12 protein-coding genes are annotated in these 15,519 nt (G+C 62.2%); 7 read left to right on the top strand and 5 right to left on the bottom strand.

Going from position 1 to position 15,519, the window contains the following annotated elements; translation table 11 throughout:
• Positions 1-66: 66 nt before the first annotated feature.
• Positions 67-1,455: a trehalose-6-phosphate synthase gene (locus tag RPE78_RS15915; protein ID WP_330629455.1), complete on the top strand. Its 1,389-nt coding sequence runs from the start codon at positions 67-69 to the stop codon at positions 1,453-1,455.
• Here RPE78_RS15915 and RPE78_RS15910 read toward each other — a convergent pair whose 3' ends face one another.
• From RPE78_RS15910 to RPE78_RS15895, 4 genes are all read right to left on the bottom strand, one after another.
• Entirely contained in the window at positions 1,456-2,892 is a 1,437-nt protein-coding gene (locus RPE78_RS15910; RefSeq protein WP_330629453.1) for a UdgX family uracil-DNA binding protein, read from the bottom strand.
• Entirely contained in the window at positions 2,892-4,130 is a 1,239-nt protein-coding gene (locus RPE78_RS15905) for a putative DNA modification/repair radical SAM protein (protein WP_406721712.1), read from the bottom strand. Before RPE78_RS15905 ends, RPE78_RS15910 begins: the two co-directional genes overlap by 1 nt.
• A gap of 72 nt (positions 4,131-4,202) precedes the next feature.
• Positions 4,203-6,482, bottom strand: a complete 2,280-nt coding sequence (locus RPE78_RS15900) for a methyl-accepting chemotaxis protein (RefSeq protein ID WP_330629452.1) — start codon at positions 6,480-6,482, stop codon at positions 4,203-4,205.
• Positions 6,483-6,744: 262 nt separating this feature from the next.
• Positions 6,745-8,169 carry an alanine/glycine:cation symporter family protein gene (locus RPE78_RS15895; RefSeq protein WP_330629451.1) on the bottom strand — a complete coding sequence of 475 codons (1,425 nt, stop codon included), beginning with the start codon at positions 8,167-8,169 and terminating at the stop codon, positions 6,745-6,747.
• 146 nt (positions 8,170-8,315) lie between these two features.
• Between RPE78_RS15895 and RPE78_RS15890 the strand changes: the two genes are divergently transcribed.
• The 6 genes from RPE78_RS15890 to RPE78_RS15865 all read left to right on the top strand — a co-directional run bounded on the left by RPE78_RS15890 (position 8,316) and on the right by RPE78_RS15865 (position 14,529).
• On the top strand, positions 8,316-9,128 hold the full coding sequence (locus RPE78_RS15890) for a helix-turn-helix transcriptional regulator (RefSeq protein ID WP_330629450.1): 813 nt from the start codon (positions 8,316-8,318) through the stop codon (positions 9,126-9,128).
• 149 nt (positions 9,129-9,277) lie between these two features.
• Positions 9,278-9,577: a hypothetical protein gene (locus tag RPE78_RS15885; protein ID WP_406721711.1), complete on the top strand. Its 300-nt coding sequence runs from the start codon at positions 9,278-9,280 to the stop codon at positions 9,575-9,577.
• Between the two features lie 142 nt (positions 9,578-9,719).
• Positions 9,720-11,837, top strand: a complete 2,118-nt coding sequence (locus tag RPE78_RS15880) for a TonB-dependent siderophore receptor (protein WP_330629448.1) — start codon at positions 9,720-9,722, stop codon at positions 11,835-11,837.
• Between the two features lie 15 nt (positions 11,838-11,852).
• A complete protein-coding gene (locus RPE78_RS15875) occupies positions 11,853-13,241 on the top strand; it encodes a PepSY domain-containing protein (protein ID WP_330629447.1) in 1,389 nt (462 codons plus the stop codon).
• 63 nt (positions 13,242-13,304) lie between these two features.
• On the top strand, positions 13,305-13,850 hold the full coding sequence (locus tag RPE78_RS15870) for a copper chaperone PCu(A)C (RefSeq protein WP_330629446.1): 546 nt from the start codon (positions 13,305-13,307) through the stop codon (positions 13,848-13,850).
• Position 13,851: 1 nt separating this feature from the next.
• Positions 13,852-14,529, top strand: coding sequence for an SCO family protein (locus RPE78_RS15865; protein WP_330629445.1), 678 nt, complete (start codon positions 13,852-13,854; stop codon positions 14,527-14,529).
• A gap of 135 nt (positions 14,530-14,664) precedes the next feature.
• Here the strand turns inward: RPE78_RS15865 and RPE78_RS15860 are convergent, their stop codons facing one another.
• Positions 14,665-15,519, bottom strand: a complete 855-nt coding sequence (locus tag RPE78_RS15860; RefSeq protein WP_330629443.1) for an oxidoreductase — start codon at positions 15,517-15,519, stop codon at positions 14,665-14,667.

Below are 15,519 nucleotides of genomic sequence, written 5' to 3'. Positions count from 1 at the left end.
AACAGAGTGCCCGGACTGGCGTTTGGCGCATAATTCAGAACGCGAGCGGGCATTGAGGAGAAGGTCATGGCGGGTCGGTTGATTGTGATATCGAACAGGATACCCACGGGGGATCCGTCTGGCGGGCTTGTCGTGGCGCTGCATGATGCGCTGCTGGCGCGGGGAGGGGTATGGGTCGGGGCCGATCCCGATCCGTCGGAGGAGGGGCGCGAGTGCCTGCACGAGCTGGGAGATATTCCCTATCGCAAACGTGCGTTCCGGCTGAGCAAGACGGAGCGGCAGAACTATTATAGCGGATTTGCCAATTCGGTGCTCTGGCCGATCTGCCACCGGCGCACCGATCTGATCGAGATAAAATCCGAATATCGCGCCGATTATCTGGCGGTCAATCTGCGCCTCGCCCGCCTGATTGCGCAAGATCTTGCCCCGCAGGATGTGGTCTGGGTGCATGATTACCACTTCCTGCCGCTGGCGATGATGCTGCGCTCGCTGGGGGTGACCAACCGCATCGGCTTCTTCCTGCATATTCCGTTTCCTAATATCACCGATCTTGCGATCCTGCCCCGCCCCGAGGATTTTGCCCGCTGGCTGGCCAGCTATAATCTGCTGGGGCTGCAGACCCGTGGTGATGTGGCGCGCGCTTTAGAGATGTTCCGCGCCGATCCACGGGCGGAATTCCTGCGCGACGGAACCGTGAAATTCGACGAACATATCGTCACCGTGGCCTCTTTTCCGATCGGCATCGATTGTGACCAGATCGAAGCCACCGCCCGCCGCGCCGATCCCGGCCCGTTTGGAGCCGCCAACCCGCGTGAGCTGATTATCGGCGCGGACCGGCTGGATTATACCAAGGGGCTGCCGCATAAATTCGAGGCCTTCGGTCGCCTTCTGCAAGGACGGGTGGACCGCGATGCGCGACCGACCCTCCTGCAGATTGCCTCGCCCAGCCGTGCCGATGTGGCCGCCTATCGGCAGATTACCAATGATCTTCAGGCGATTTCGGGCCGGATCAACGGTCAGTATTCCGAGCTTGACTGGCAGCCTTTGCGCTTTGTGCACCGCTCGGTCGCGCGGGACCGGCTGATTGGTCTCATGCGCCGCGCCGAGGTGGGGCTGGTCACGCCTCTGGCGGATGGGATGAACCTTGTGGCCAAAGAGTTTGTGGCCGCGCAAGCCCCTGATAATCCGGGCGTGCTGGTGCTGTCGCGGTTTGCCGGTGCGGCAGAGGATATGAAAGGGGCGCTGCTGATCAATCCGCATGATCTGGACGAGACCGCCGGTGCGATCGATTACGCGCTGGCCATGCCGCTGGACGAACGGCGCAAGCGCCATGCGGATTGTCTGGCCGTGGTGCGGGACAGCCGGATTTCCGTCTGGACCGACAGGTATCTGGCGCGATTGGCAAGCTGTGTTCCGACCTTGGCTTTGTCCCGTCATCAGGCAGCTTCGGCCTGACTAGGCCAACGGCCAATCGGCGGCACGTCGCAGGCTGGCGGTAAAGGCGGCCTGCCGCGCCTGTGCAAGCTGCGGATCGGGCAGGCGCAGAAGATGCGCGGGGTGATAGGTGATCAGGCAGGGGGTGCCATCAGGAAGCGTCTCGATCTGTCCGGCGCGTTCAACAAGCCCCTTGCCGGTGCCGGTCAGAGAGGCTGCGGCGGTTGCCCCCATCGCCACCACCAGATCGGGCTTGATCAACTGGCGTTCAAGATCGAGCCACCAGCGGCAGGCCTTCACCTCGCCCGCATTCGGTGCCTGATGCAGCCATTGCTTGCCGCGCGGAGTGAACTTGAAGTGCTTCACCGCATTGGTCAGCCAGATCCGCTCACGGTCCAGCCGCGCCGCGCGGGCGCATTGGTCAAAGAGCTGCCCCGCAGGGCCGATGAAGGGGCGTCCCTTGAGGTCTTCCTGTTCTCCGGGCTGTTCGCCCACCACCATTACCCGCGCCGAGGCCGGACCTTCCCCCGCCACCCCCTGCGTGGCACAGGGGCCAATCGCACAGCGGCGGCAGGCGTCCAGCGCGGGTTTCATCGTCTCCAGTGCGATCTCTGAGGGCAGCTCTTTCGGCGCGGGCCGCAAGCGGTCGGCCAAGGCCGCCTTGGGCGTGGGCATCGCGTCCTGCATGGCACGCGCCCGCGCAGGCGCTTGGCGGATCATCTCGGGGATCAGCTGCGCCTCGGGGAGGTTCTTCCAGTATTTGCGCGGCATCTCGGAGGTCATCGCCTTCACCATCAGCCGCGCGGGGTTGAAGATATGGGTGAAATAGGTGCGCCATAGCTCTTCGGTGGCATCCTCGGGCGGAGGGCTGCGGTCTTCGGTCTCGCTATAGCTCAGCTGGCCCGCCTCAAAGCGTGCGGTCAGGCTGGGGGTCGCGATCACCCAATCCATATCTCCGAAACGCTTGGCAAAGAACGGCGTCGCGGGTTCGACAATCGGGTGGTCGGGTTCGAACCATGCCGCAAAAGCACGGCGGTTAGCACTTTCGGCGGTGATCTCGCGGAAGCGCACGAAGGCATGCATCTTGTGGATGTCGCGCCGCACATGTTTGGCCTGCGCAATCAGCCTGTGAAGGGCAGGGTCCTCGCGGTCGCCCCAGCGCAAGTCCCCACGCGACAGCCGCAGCACGATGTCATAGGCGCGGGCAAACCGCTCGGGGTCGGAATGATGGAGCGCGCATTCGATCTCGCCAAGCGCCGCACGGGGCAGGGTGAGGGTGACGGGGGCGGCCTGAGGCGCGGCCATGCCACCAAAAAGTTCGGGGCCAAAAAGATCGGGAGCCGCATCGCCTACCCGCCATAAAACCGCCTCGGCAGGCACACCCCGCGCCGCCAAGCCCCGCGCCTTCTCGCGCCAAGCCGCCACCGTGCCGATATGGGGCAGGATGACCTCTTCCATCAGAAGAGGCTCAGCTGTTCGGGCGGCGGCGCGAAACGCGCCCGCAGGTCCTGCGCGTCAAGGCTGCGCGCGGTCCAGCCGGGCAGGGTGATGAAGGGGCGGGCATGTTTCATCACGCAGCCGATCTTCACCAGCGTTTCATAGCGCAGCACCCCATGCCGACGCGCCGTCAGAATACGCTCCACCGAACGCGTGCCAAAACCCGGCACCCGCAGCAGAAGCTCTTTGGGCGCGCGGTTCACATCCACCGGAAACTGGTCACGATGGGCCAGCGCCCATGCCATTTTCGGGTCCACCTCAAGGTCCAGCATCCCCGAGGGCGGCGCGATCTCTCCCGCCTCGAACCCGTAAAACCGCATCAGCCAATCGGCCTGATAGAGCCTGTGTTCGCGCATCAGGGGCGGGCGCTTCAGCGGTAGCAGTTTCGAGGCATCGGGGATCGGCGAGAAGGCCGAATAATAGACCCGCGACAGGTGATAGCCCGAATAAAGCCGCGAGGCCGAATGCAAAATCTCCCCGTCATGCGCCGCATCCGCCCCCACGATCATCTGCGTGGACTGGCCCGCAGGCGCAAAGCGGCCTGCGCGGCGGCCCCTATGGCTGCGCTCTTTGGCGGCCTCGCGGCGGTTGCGGACCTCGGCCATGGCGGTGCGGATGGTTTGCGCGCTTTTCTCGGGGGCGTAATCCGAGAGGCCCTTATCGGTGGGCAGCTCGACATTGATCGACAGCCGGTCCGCCCATTTGCCCGCCTCGTCGATCAGCTCGGGGGCGGCATCGGGGATGGTCTTGAGGTGGATATAGCCGCGGAAGTTCTCCTGCTGGCGCAGCGTCCGCGCGATGCGGACCATATCGGCCATCGTATCATCGGGGCTGCGGATGATGCCCGAGGAAAGGAACAGCCCCTCGATATAGTTGCGGCGGTAGAATTCGACCGTCAGGCTGACGACTTCCTCGACGCTGAAGCGGGCACGCTCGACATGGCTGGAGGCGCGGTTGATGCAATAGGCGCAATCATAGATGCAGAAATTCGTCATCAGGATCTTCAGCAGGCTGATGCAACGCCCGTCCGGCGCATAGGCATGGCAGATGCCCGCCCCGCCCGAGGAGCCAAGCCCTTTGCCGTCTGTCGACGACCGTTTCTGCCCGCCTGAAGAGGCGCAGGAGGCATCATATTTCGCGGCATCGGCAAGGATGGCCAGCTTGTCTGAGATCGTGCGTTTCACCATGATGTTCATCATATGTTCACACTGATGGACCGGCAAGGGAAATCTCGCGATGTCAGGAAGGGCGGCCGAAGCCGCCCGACAGTCTTAGGCCGCCTGTGTGATCGGTGCGTCTGCCGAACCAAGCCGGAACTGGCCCACCAGATCTTTCAGCTCATGTGCCTGCTGATCCAGTGCAAGGCAGGCCGCGCTTGTTTCCTCGAAGGAGGCGGCGTTTTGTTGCTGGGCACGGTCAAGCTGCCCCACCGCCGAGTTGATCTCGGAAATCCCCGAGGCCTGTTCATTGGCCGAAGAGGCGATATCGCCCATGTGATGCTCGATCACCTCGACCGATTTGACGATCGCGCGCAACGCATCGCCGGCACGGTTGACCAAGGCCACACCATTCTCGACCTGCACGCCGGATTTCGAAATCAGGGCGTTGATCTCCAGCGCGGCTTCGGAAGACCGCTGGGCCAGACCGCGCACTTCCGAGGCCACCACCGCGAAGCCGCGTCCGGCATCTCCGGCCCGCGCGGCCTCGACGCCCGCATTCAGCGCCAGAAGATTCGTCTGGAAGGCGATGTCATCAATGACGCTGATAATCCGCGAGATATGGTTCGAGGAGTCACGGATTTCGTCAATGGCGGTGATCGTATCGCCCACAACGCCTGCGGTCTCTTTGGCGTTTTGTGCCGCATCCTTGACCAGATTATTGGCTTGGGTCGCGCTTGCGGAGGCGGTCTGGACCGAGACTGTCAGCTCGTTCAGGGCTGCGGCGGTCTGCTCCAGAGTTGCGGCGGAACGCTCTGTCTCGCGCGACAGGCCGGTGGCTGCACCGGTGATTTCCTGCACCCCGCCGACAATCGCATTGGCCGATTGGGTGATGGCCTGAACCAGTTCCGACAGACGCAGGACGGTATTGTTGAAATCCTGACGCAGCTGGTCGTAGCCTTGGGGGAAGCGGTCATGGATCATGACATCCAGATTGCCTTCGGCCAGCCCGCTCAGCGATCCTGCCAGACGTTTCACCACGGCCTCCTGCTCGGCAGCAAGGGCTGCGCGATGCTCTTCCTGACGGCGACGGTTGGCCTCTTCGGCCAGAATGGCCTGATGTTCGCGTTCCTGATCGGCCTGTGCACGTTCTTCGCGTTCCTCGCGCAGGCGGGCGTCTTCCTGCGTGCGGCGTTCTCTTTCGATCTCGCGCTCCTGACGGGCCAGTTCCTGTTCGACCTCCAGCGCGCGTTTTTCCAGCAATCCGTTGCGCAGGGCCTCGACGGCGGTGGCCATCTGTCCCATTTCGTCATGGCGATCCGTCCCCGGAACGGGGTGGTCATATTGACCCTCCGCCAGCCCTTTGACGACATCCAGCATTTTCTGCATCGGCTTGCGGACAACGGTGCTGGTGGCCAGAGCGATCGTGGTCAGTGCCATCAGCAGGATCAGCAGGCCACTGAGGATCGAGGCCTTGATTGCGGCATGGACGGGGCCGGAGAATGTCGCGGCGGGCACATCCAGCACGGCGGCCCATGTGCGGTTCATCCCCGGTGCCGAGAAGGGCAGAACCAGCCGCGTCGCACCGTCGGGCATATCGGAGATGATGTGCATCTTGCCATCTTCTAGCGCGGCATTGACGGCGTCCAGACCCGCGCCCTCATAGGGTTTGCGCTTCTCGTCCGGCGTGGGGGCAACGACCCATTTCGCGCCGGCATCCAAGAGCATCATGCGCCCGCCCTCGAATGTATCGATAGCGCCCAGAATCGTGGAGAGATTGTCGAGCGTGATATCGGCCCCTGCCAGACCCACCATCGTGCCCTTTACCACAACCGGAATGACGACAGAGGTCAGCAGGATCCCCTTCTCTGTCAGATAGGGATCGGTGATCAATCCGCGTTTGGTCGAGGTCGGGCCGGCATACCATTGCGCGGTCGGATTGAGGCTATAGGTCTGGAAATCCATTCCGCCGCTGTCATTCTTGGTCCAGAAGGCGGCAAAGTCGCCTTTCTCGTTCCGGCCCTCCGTGCCGCTGGCCAGCCCGTCCAGCGTCCGGCCTTCCAGCTCGTTCATCCATGATGCGAAGATATCGTCATATTGCGGGGCCAGATCGTGTAGGACGGTGGTCAGGCCTTTGGTCGTGGCCTCGCCGGTTGCAAGATAGCCTGCAAGCGAGCTGGACAGGGCCGTGGCCGCAGAGGTGGCCTGAGTAATGGGAATCATGACCTGTTCTGCGGCACGGCGCGTCTTGATTTCGGCAAGGTTCATGACCTGATCATGCACCTTCCGCGTTTCCGACCATCCGCTAAAGACCGTATAGGCAAGAACAATCATCGTGATTGCAGTTCCGGCGGCCAAGATCAGCTTGCCCGAGACGGTTTTTATGACTCGCATTGTCTACCTGTATAAGAAACCTGTACGATAGACATGTGCTCCCAAAGCCCCAAACAACTGGTAAATGCGCGCATTCCTAAGCAGGATAATTTTCAGCGGGATTGCTAAATCTGTGCACAATTTTAGCCAGAGAGAGACCGGCTGCGCCAAAAGCGGTTTTCCGTGGCATTTGCCTGCTGCCGCGATGAAAAAAAGGGCCGCATTGCTGCGACCCTTCGGCGTTTCTCCTCCGGCCTTGGTGCAAGGCCCGCGACGGACAGGATCAGTCCCGCTTTTCCCAAGCGCTGCGGTCGATATCGAGATCCGCATACATATCGGGGTCCAGAACCGGACGGTCGATGCCCGCCTTGAGCTGGGCGCGGAAGTCGCGCAGCAGCCGCATGGCCACCGGGAACAGCATCATGATCGCCAGCAGGTTGACCAGTGCCAGAACGCCCATCATCGGGTCCGAGAAGAAGAACACATCGGTCGCCCCCGGTGCCAGAGCGCCGATAAAGACGATGCCCACAACCGCCACACGCAGGATGGTGATCGCAATCGGGTTTTCCGAGAAGACCGACAATGCGTTTTCGCCAAGGTAGTAGTTGTAGATGATCGACGAGAACGCAAACAGCAGAACGGCGATGGACAGATAATATTGCGCCCAGTTGCCCAGCTCGCTGGTGACCGATTGCTGGGTCAGTGCCACGCCATCAATGCCTTCGGCACCCGGTACATAGACATCGCTCAAGAGGATCACGAATGCCGTGCACGAGCAGATCACGATGGTGTCGATGAAGACCGAGAAAGACTGCGTGATGCCTTGGCTGATCGGGTGGCGGACCTCTGCGGTGGCGGCCACGTTCGGCGCCGAGCCCAGACCGGCCTCGTTCGAGAACAGACCACGGCGCATGCCCTGCATGATCGCGGCCCCCATACCACCGCCAACGGCCTGTTCGATCCCGAAGGCGTTCTTGACGATCATCGACAGCACATGCGGCACTTCCGAGATGTTGAGCACGATGATTACCAGCGCCATCGCCAGATAGCCAACGGCCATGATCGGCACGATCACGTCAGAGGCTTTGGCAATCCGGTGGATCCCACCGAAGATGATGATCGCGGCCAGAATGGCCAGACCGATGGCCGTCCAGGAGCGGGCGATATGGAAGCTGTCCAGCATCGCGCCGGCCACGGTATTGCCTTGGAACGCGTTGAAGCCAAAGCCGAATGCCGCAATCAGGCAGACAGCATAGATGCCCGCCAGCCATTTGTATTCCTTGCCCAGACCATGAATGATCGACAATGCCGGACCGCCGCGGAAGCTGTGCTCGCCGGTGCGGCGTTTGAACAGCTGTGCCAGCGAACATTCCACAAGGCTGGTGGCCATGCCGACAAGCGCCACGACCCACATCCAGAAGACAGCCCCCGGCCCCCCGAGCGTGATGGCCACAGCCACACCGGCAATATTGCCGCCGCCGACGCGCCCGCCGACCGAGACCAGCAGCGCCTCACGCGCCGAGATCTTGTCGGCATCCGCCGCATTGTTGGATTTGCGCAGCACACGGAACATCCGTCCAAAGAATTGGACCTGGACGAACCCGGTTGCCAGAGTGATGAAAACGCCAAAGACGACGAGAATGGGGATCAGAGACCACCCCCAAGTCAGATCGCCGATCTTGGTAAAGATCAGCTCTAGAAAATCCATGATATCCCCCTTTATTGCGCGCATAATTTCGATGTCGCGAATTTGGTGCAAACTAGGGATACGTGGGCGGATTGCTATGGTCTATCTTGCATCACGGCGACGCGAACGGATACATAAGTAGCGTCAACTAGCATAAGAGGTGGGCCTTGTCCCAAGATTTGCCACGGAACCTGCGCCTGTTATGCAGCTATCACGCTTCGATCGTCGCGGTGTGTCAGCAATTGGGGGTGAATCGGTCCCAGTTCAACCGCTACCTCACCGGAGAGACCTTTCCCTCGTTGCGGTCCATGCGCCGGATCTGCGACTTTTTCGGGGTCGAAGAGGCCGAGTTGCTGCTTGCGCATGGGCAATTCGTGGAACTGGTGCGGCTGCGGCCCCAAAGTACCGGCGTGCGGGCCGAGCGCGACATCGTGTCCTTGACGGCAGGCGAGCTGCGGATGCAGTCGGCCAAGGCGCTGGTGCCCTATCTCGGATATTATCTGACATGGTATAACTCCATGTCCCATCCCGGTCAGGTGCTCTGCGCGCTGTCCAAGCTGTATGACACACCTTTCGGCGTGAATGTCAAAAGCGTCGAAAGTGTCGGGCGGCCAGGTGCGCGGAAGTTCACCTGTAAATACGAGGGGGCCTGTTTCCTGCTGGGCGACCGGCTGTTTATGACGGTGATGGAGACGCTGACCCGTAACGAGGTGATGCAGATCATCCTCTATCCCAGCTACAATAACCGGATCCGCTATCTTGGCGGTGTGGTCTCTGGCGTGGCGGCCCGTGCTCCGCGTCCGCCCTCGGCGACGCAGATGGTGATGGAATATCTGGGCAAATCGGTTGATCTGCGCGCGATGATGCGGCGCTGTTCGCTGTATTCTCCGCAAGATCCGCGTATTCCCGAAGAGGTGCGGCAGATGCTGTCGGGGGGCTTGCGGGCGGGCAGCCAGCTGGTGGAGGCCCCCGTCGTCTAGGCGGAATACAACCGAAAGGCGGTCCTTGCCGCACGCCTTTGCCGGTAGGGTGGTCGATTCCATCTATCTTTCGGCGCACGGGATCGTGTATGGCTGGGCACATGTTGATCCGTTTTTGGAAAATGCTTTTTATAACGGTCACTGTCGCAATGCTTGCGACGGTCAGTATCGGCTCGGCTTCGGCGATGGCGCCGGATCGGGATCTGCTGATCAAGGCACAGGCCGAAGCGCTTGGTCTTTCGGGGGATGATCTCTGCGGCGGGTCCGGCAAACCCGAGCATCGCTGCCCCTTCTGCCATCTTCTGCCCGATGTCGATCCGCCCGTGCTTGCGGCCATCCGCTGGAGCCGTGTGTTTCAGGCCCAATGGCTGGTGCCTGTCCAGTTCCGCACGGCCCCGCATAGCCGCGACCATGCCCGCATCCCCCGTGCCCCACCCGTGGCGCTGTAATCAGGGCCGCGGCCAGACCTCCGTCTGATCTTCCACCGGAACGCGGCTTTTTCATGCGCCATGCGTAGCCTTTCGCTGCGCGGTTTTTGGGATGTCCCGCATCTGTCGGGCGCGGGTGCGCCGCATGCGGATCTGAGACCGGATGACCATGTTCCATCATTCGACTGCCAAAGCGCTGCTGGCAGGCACGGCCTTATGGGCCTGTCCGCTATGGGCGCAGGAAGACCCGCCGATCCCGTTGGACGGGATTTCCGTCTATGCCGCCGACGAGGGGGCAGAGATCGACGGATATCATAGTCTTGCGATCTCCAGCGCGACGCGCACATCCACGCCGTTACGGGCCACGCCACAATCGGTTCAGGTGATCCCGTCCCGGATGCTGGCCGACCAGTTGCCCGCGCGTCTGGCCGAGGTGCTTTATAATGCCAGCGGCGCACAGGGCAGCGTGGCGCTGCAGACGCCCGCTTTCGAATCCACTCTGCTGCGGGGCTTTCCCGCCGAGATCTATAGCGACGGGATCACCAATTATATCAATGCGGGCGATGCCAATGCGCTTGCAGGGATCGAGAGGGTCGATGTGCTCAAAGGGCCCAATGCCATCCTCTACGGTGGAGGGACAGGCACGCCTCTGGGCGGTATCGTTAATCTGGTCACGAAGAAACCCCAGCCGGACAGGTTCGCCACGGCGGCCTTGACGCTGGGCAGCGAGGCCCTCATCGCACCGTCTTTCGATGTGAATGCCCGTCTGGGCCAGACGGCGCTTTTCCGGATGACCGGTAGTGCCGCACGTGCGGGGGCGCAGACCGATGTGCTCGAGACCCGACGCTATGCGTTCAGCCCCGCGCTGACGCTGGGATATGGCGGTGCGACGCAGCTGACGGTTCAGGGCTATCTTTCGCGCTGGCAGCAGCAGGAATATCAGGGGCTACCGGCCACGGGCACAGTGACCGGCGGGTTTGCGCTGGACCGGGACCTGTTCATTGGCGATCCCGATATTCCCGAGAGCACGACCAGCACCCGCAAGCTGACCTTCACGCTGGACCATAGGTTCAACGAGACATGGAGCGCGCGGGGCCAGTTCCGGATCGGCAGGACCAAGGTGGAACAGATCACCCAGATCATCCTGTCGAATGTGCCGGATGCAGGGGATAGCCGCTGGTCGCTATATAATTCCTATGTGCCGGGCGAGCAGACCGAATATAATTTTAACGCATCGGTCGAGGGGCATCTGAGCACTGGCGCCGTCGATCATACGCTGCTGCTGGGCGTCGATTATGCGCGGATCAAAGACTATTCGCTGATGTATATGGATTATGCGGGCAGCGTGGATCTGACCGATCCTTTTGCCTGGCCCGCATGGACCATGCCTGCCAGTCTTGCGATGGGGGAAGGTCATGGCCGTTACAGCACCGCCGGAGCCTATGCGCAGCTGCAATCGGATGTCGGAGCATGGCATCTGCTGGGCGGTGTCCGCTTTGGCTACCTCCAGACCGTCTACGAGTCCGAAGGCTATGGCCGCCGCGATAGCCTGCAGCAGGCCCGCTTGCTGCCACGGGTCGGCGCGGTGTGGGATCTGGCGCCGCAGGTGTCGGCCTTTGCCAGCTATAGCGAGGGCATGAAGGCCAATGCCTTCTATTTCTATTCCGACATGCCCGAACCCGAATATTCGCGTCAGGCAGAGCTGGGGGTGAAGTTTGACCAAGGGGCATGGTCGGGCAGCGTGGCGGCATTCCAGATCCAGCGCCGCAATGTTCCGGTGACCGATCCCGACGACCCCCTGATGCTGAGTTCGATCACCGAGGGGCAGCAACGCTCGCGTGGGGTCGAGGCCGATCTGGTGTGGCAGTCAGAGGGGCCTTGGCGTCTGGTGGCCAATTATGCCTATGCCGCCGCTGTCCTGACAGCAGACATCCCCAATGGTGCCCGCGCAGGGTCTTCGCTGGCAGGGGTGCCACGACATTCGGGCGGGCTTTGGCTGACCTATGATCCGCGTGATCCGGCGGGCGAGGGCTGGCAGGCGGGGGTTGGCCTCTATGCGGCGTCTTCGGCCTATATCGACCTTGAAAACCTATATAAAACAGGCGGCTACGCTACGGTTAATGCCTCGGGAAGCTATACCCGAAACGGCATGACCTATGCCTTGGCCATCAAAAACCTGCTGAACCGCGATTACGACCTTCCGTTCTGGAAATATCTCGACGGGCGCGTCGCGCCGGGGCCGGAACGGCAGGTTCTTCTGACGATCAGCAAGACCTTTTAACGAAGCGAGATCCCTATGACGAAACATTCCTCCAAGGCCGGAGCGCGCGCCACGATCAGCCCGTTCTATTTCGCCGCATGGCGCTGGCATTTCTATGCCGGTCTGTTCGTTGTGCCCTTCCTGTTGATCCTTGCGGTCACGGGGATGGTGATGATGCTGGCCACCGCCTCGTCCAACCAGTTGGGCGATGTGCGCGATGTGGTGATTGCGGGTCCGGCCATGCCGGTCAGCCAGCAGGCGCAGGCGGCGCTGGACGCAATTCCGGGCGGGGTGCTGGACCAGTATGTGGCGCCCGAGGCCGCAGACCGCCCCGCGTTCTTTGCGATCCGCGACGGGGCGGCCATGATGTCGGTGGCGATCGACCCCTATACCGGCGATGTGCTGAACGCACAGGACAAGACCACCACCCTCTATGCCATCGCCAACCGCATTCACGGCACGCTTTTGCTGGGCGATACCGGAGACCGGATCGTGGAAATGGCCGTGTCGCTGATGATCTTGCTGATCGTGACCGGATTGTGGATGTGGCTGCCCAAAGCGGGGTGGCGCGCGATGGTGCCGAACATGCGCGCGCGCGGGCGCAATTTCTACAAGTCGCTTCATGCCAGCCTGGGCACTCTGGTCGCGGTGTTTCTGGTGCTCTTCGCGCTGTCGGGCCTGTCTTGGGCAGGGATCTGGGGCGGCAAGTTCATCCAGCCGTGGTCGTCGTTTCCGGCAGAGAAAACATGGAAGGGCACGCCGCTTTCGGGGCATAACCATGCCTCGATGAACCATTCGGGCTATCAGGACGTGCCTTGGGGGGTGGAGCTGGTGCCGATGCCCGCATCGGGCAGCGCGGCAGGAACCGAGGCGGTGCAGGGGCCGGTGACGCTTGATAGCGTCAGCGCATGGGCGCAGGCCAATGGCTTCCACGGCCAGTACAAGATCACCCTGCCCAAAGGGGAGACCGGTGTCTACACGCTGATGGCCGAGGTCCGTAACGAGGATGGCGTGATGCCGTGGCAGGACCGGACCACCCATATCGACCAGTTCACCGGACATATTCTGGGCGATATCCGCTATGCCGATTACACGCCGATGGCGAAGGCGATGGCTTGGGGGATCGGGCTGCATAAAGGGCTGGTCGGCCCGTGGAATTTCGCCCTGAATTTCGTCGTTCTTCTGCTGGTCATCGCGATCTGTGCCAGTGGCATCGTGATGTGGTGGATGCGCCGTCCGGCAGGGGCTGGCCGTCTGGCCGCCCCGCCCGTGCCGCGCGACATGCCGCTTTGGAAAAGCGGCATTCTGGTGGCTGTGCTGATTGCGATCGCCTTCCCGATGGCGGGGGTCGCGCTGGCCTCGGTGATCGTGCTGGATGTCCTGCTGATTGCGCGCGTGTCCTTTCTCAAGCGCGCGTTCTCCTGAAATCTGTGGCGTCGCATCCTGCGGGGCCAAAGACTATTTTCCCAACTGATAAAGGATCTTCCTATGAAACTTGTTCTTGCAACTCTTGCCCTGATGGCTTCGGTCGGTCTGGCTTCGGCCCATGAGACCGCGATGGCGAAAGACGCGCAGGGCGCGGCATCGGGGGCAAGCGCCCAGATCGGGGCCATCACGCTGAGCGGCGGCTTTGCCCGTGCAACCCTGCCCAACCAGCCGGTGGGCGGCGGCTATGTGGCGCTGACCAATACCGGCACCAGCGATGACCGTCTGATCGCGGCCCAAAGCCCCGTCGCAGGGGAAGTGCAGTTGCATGAGATGGCCATGAAAGACGGGGTCATGGTGATGCGCCAGCTGGAAAACGGGATTGCGCTGCCTGCAGGCAAGACCGTCACCTTGCAGCCGGGCGGCTATCACCTGATGTTCATGCAGCTCAAAGAGGCGCTGGTGCAGGACAGCACCGTGCAGGTGACGCTCACCTTCGAACAGGCCGGAACCGTGACAGTGGATCTGCCGGTGATGGCGCCCAATGCGACAGGCGGGGCGGCACCGATGCATGGCATGACCCACGCGATGCCGAAAGAGGTGCAGTAGGATGTTCCGCAGCGGCGAACGTTTTGCACTGTTCATGACGGGCCTCGCGCTCGTCATGACCTTGGGGATGGTGGTCTATGACAAGGTGGTTCTGCCCAAATATCGCGCCGCGCAGGCGGCAGTGATGGGGCAGGGGGAATATGTCCTGCAGGCCACCGACGGGCAGGATTTCACTTATGACAGCCTCAAGGGCAGCCCCTCTGCGGTGTTCTTCGGCTTTACCCATTGTCCTGAGGTCTGCCCGACCACGATGGGCGATCTGGCGACATGGAAAGAGGATATTCCGGGGGCGACGGATCTGCGGGTCTATTTCGTGACGGTCGATCCCGCGCGGGACCGGCTGGACCAGTTGCGCGACTATGTCTCTTGGATCCCTGGTGTGATCGGTGTCACCGGCACGCAGACCGAGATCGACAAGGCGATCAAGGCCTATAACGTCTATGCCAAGAAGGTCGTGTTTGACGATGGCAGCTACACGATGGACCATTCGGCCTTCGTGATGCTGTTCGACGAAAACGGGCGTTATGTCGATTCCGTGGTATATGGCGAGCCGCTGGAGGTGGCCGAGGCCCGTATCAAGAACCTCGTCGATGGCAATCCGCTGGGGCGGGGGGCGGTGCTGCCCAATGATCTTCTGGGTATCCTGTGCCTTGAGGCGGTCAAGATCTTCGGGGCCTGAACCGCTGGCGATGCCTGTGCCTGCTGCGTGGCGCAGGCCTTGGGATGTGGCGCGCCCCCTATGTCACGAAAGCGGATCTTTAGGGGCGCGGCACAGCCGGACGGGTCAGGGTGTGGCGGGCAAAGGCGCCACCACTCAGAGCGCGTCGAGGGCGGCTTTCTGTTCGGGGCTGAACCGCAATCCGGCGGCGGCGATATTGTCGCGCAGATGCGCCCTGCGCGATGTGCCGGGGATCACCAGAATATTCGGGCTGCGCGCCAGCAGCCAAGCCAGTGCCGCCTGTTGCGGGCTGACCCCCATATCGGCGGCGATGCTGTCAAGCTTGGCCGATTGCAGCGGGGTAAAGCCGCCCAAGGGGAAATAGGGCACATAGGCAATGCCCTCTTCGGCCAGCGCATCGATCATGGCGTCATCCTCGCGATGGGCCAGATTATACTGGTTCTGCACACAGATAACGGGGGCGATGTCACGGGCGATGCGCAACTGCTCTGCGCTGACGGTGCTGACCCCGATATGGCCGATCAGCCCCTCGTCTTGCAGCGCGCGCATGGTTTTCATCGGGGTGGCGATGTCGTCTTCGGGGCCACCCATCCGCAGATTGACGATCTCCATCCGCTCCAGCCCGAGGCGCGTCAGATTGTCGAGCACCGACTGGCGCAGAAACTCGGCGTCGCGCCGCAGGTTCCAGCCGCCTTGTGCATCGCGCCATGCGCCGATCTTGCTGACCAGCACGAGGTTGCGGGGATAGGGAGCCAGCGCTTCGTGCAGCAGCGCGTTGGTGACATGGGGGCCGTAGAAGTCGCTTGTGTCGATATGGTCGATGCCAAGGGCCAGCGCCTCGCGCAGGACGGCAAGGGCTTCGGGGCGGTCCTTGGGCGGGCCCATCACATGCGGACCGGCCAGCTGCATCGCGCCATATCCCATGCGGTTCACGCTGAGCTGCGTTCCGGGAAAGGTAAAGCGGCCAGCGGCAGTGGCGAGAGTGGTCAT

It is taken from the genome of Thioclava litoralis, assembly GCF_045278885.1.
Classification (GTDB): Bacteria; Pseudomonadota; Alphaproteobacteria; order Rhodobacterales; family Rhodobacteraceae; genus Thioclava; species Thioclava litoralis.
This window is presented reverse-complemented; position numbering and strand designations above follow the sequence as displayed.

Bases quoted from the DNA above. Each gene is read 5' to 3' on its own strand.
- RPE78_RS15875 (WP_330629447.1), top strand. From the start codon at position 11,853: ATGACGAAACATTCCTCCAAGGCCGGAGCGCGCGCCACGATCAGCCCG.
- RPE78_RS15885 (WP_406721711.1), top strand. From the start codon at position 9,278: ATGCTTGCGACGGTCAGTATCGGCTCGGCTTCGGCGATGGCGCCGGAT.
- RPE78_RS15910 (WP_330629453.1), bottom strand. From the start codon at position 2,892: ATGGAAGAGGTCATCCTGCCCCATATCGGCACGGTGGCGGCTTGGCGC.
- RPE78_RS15860 (WP_330629443.1), bottom strand. From the start codon at position 15,519: ATGACCACTCTCGCCACTGCCGCTGGCCGCTTTACCTTTCCCGGAACG.
- RPE78_RS15905 (WP_406721712.1), bottom strand. From the start codon at position 4,130: ATGATGAACATCATGGTGAAACGCACGATCTCAGACAAGCTGGCCATC.
- RPE78_RS15880 (WP_330629448.1), top strand. From the start codon at position 9,720: ATGACCATGTTCCATCATTCGACTGCCAAAGCGCTGCTGGCAGGCACG.
- RPE78_RS15865 (WP_330629445.1), top strand. From the start codon at position 13,852: ATGTTCCGCAGCGGCGAACGTTTTGCACTGTTCATGACGGGCCTCGCG.
- RPE78_RS15915 (WP_330629455.1), top strand. From the start codon at position 67: ATGGCGGGTCGGTTGATTGTGATATCGAACAGGATACCCACGGGGGAT.
- RPE78_RS15895 (WP_330629451.1), bottom strand. From the start codon at position 8,169: ATGGATTTTCTAGAGCTGATCTTTACCAAGATCGGCGATCTGACTTGG.
- RPE78_RS15870 (WP_330629446.1), top strand. From the start codon at position 13,305: ATGAAACTTGTTCTTGCAACTCTTGCCCTGATGGCTTCGGTCGGTCTG.
- RPE78_RS15900 (WP_330629452.1), bottom strand. From the start codon at position 6,482: ATGCGAGTCATAAAAACCGTCTCGGGCAAGCTGATCTTGGCCGCCGGA.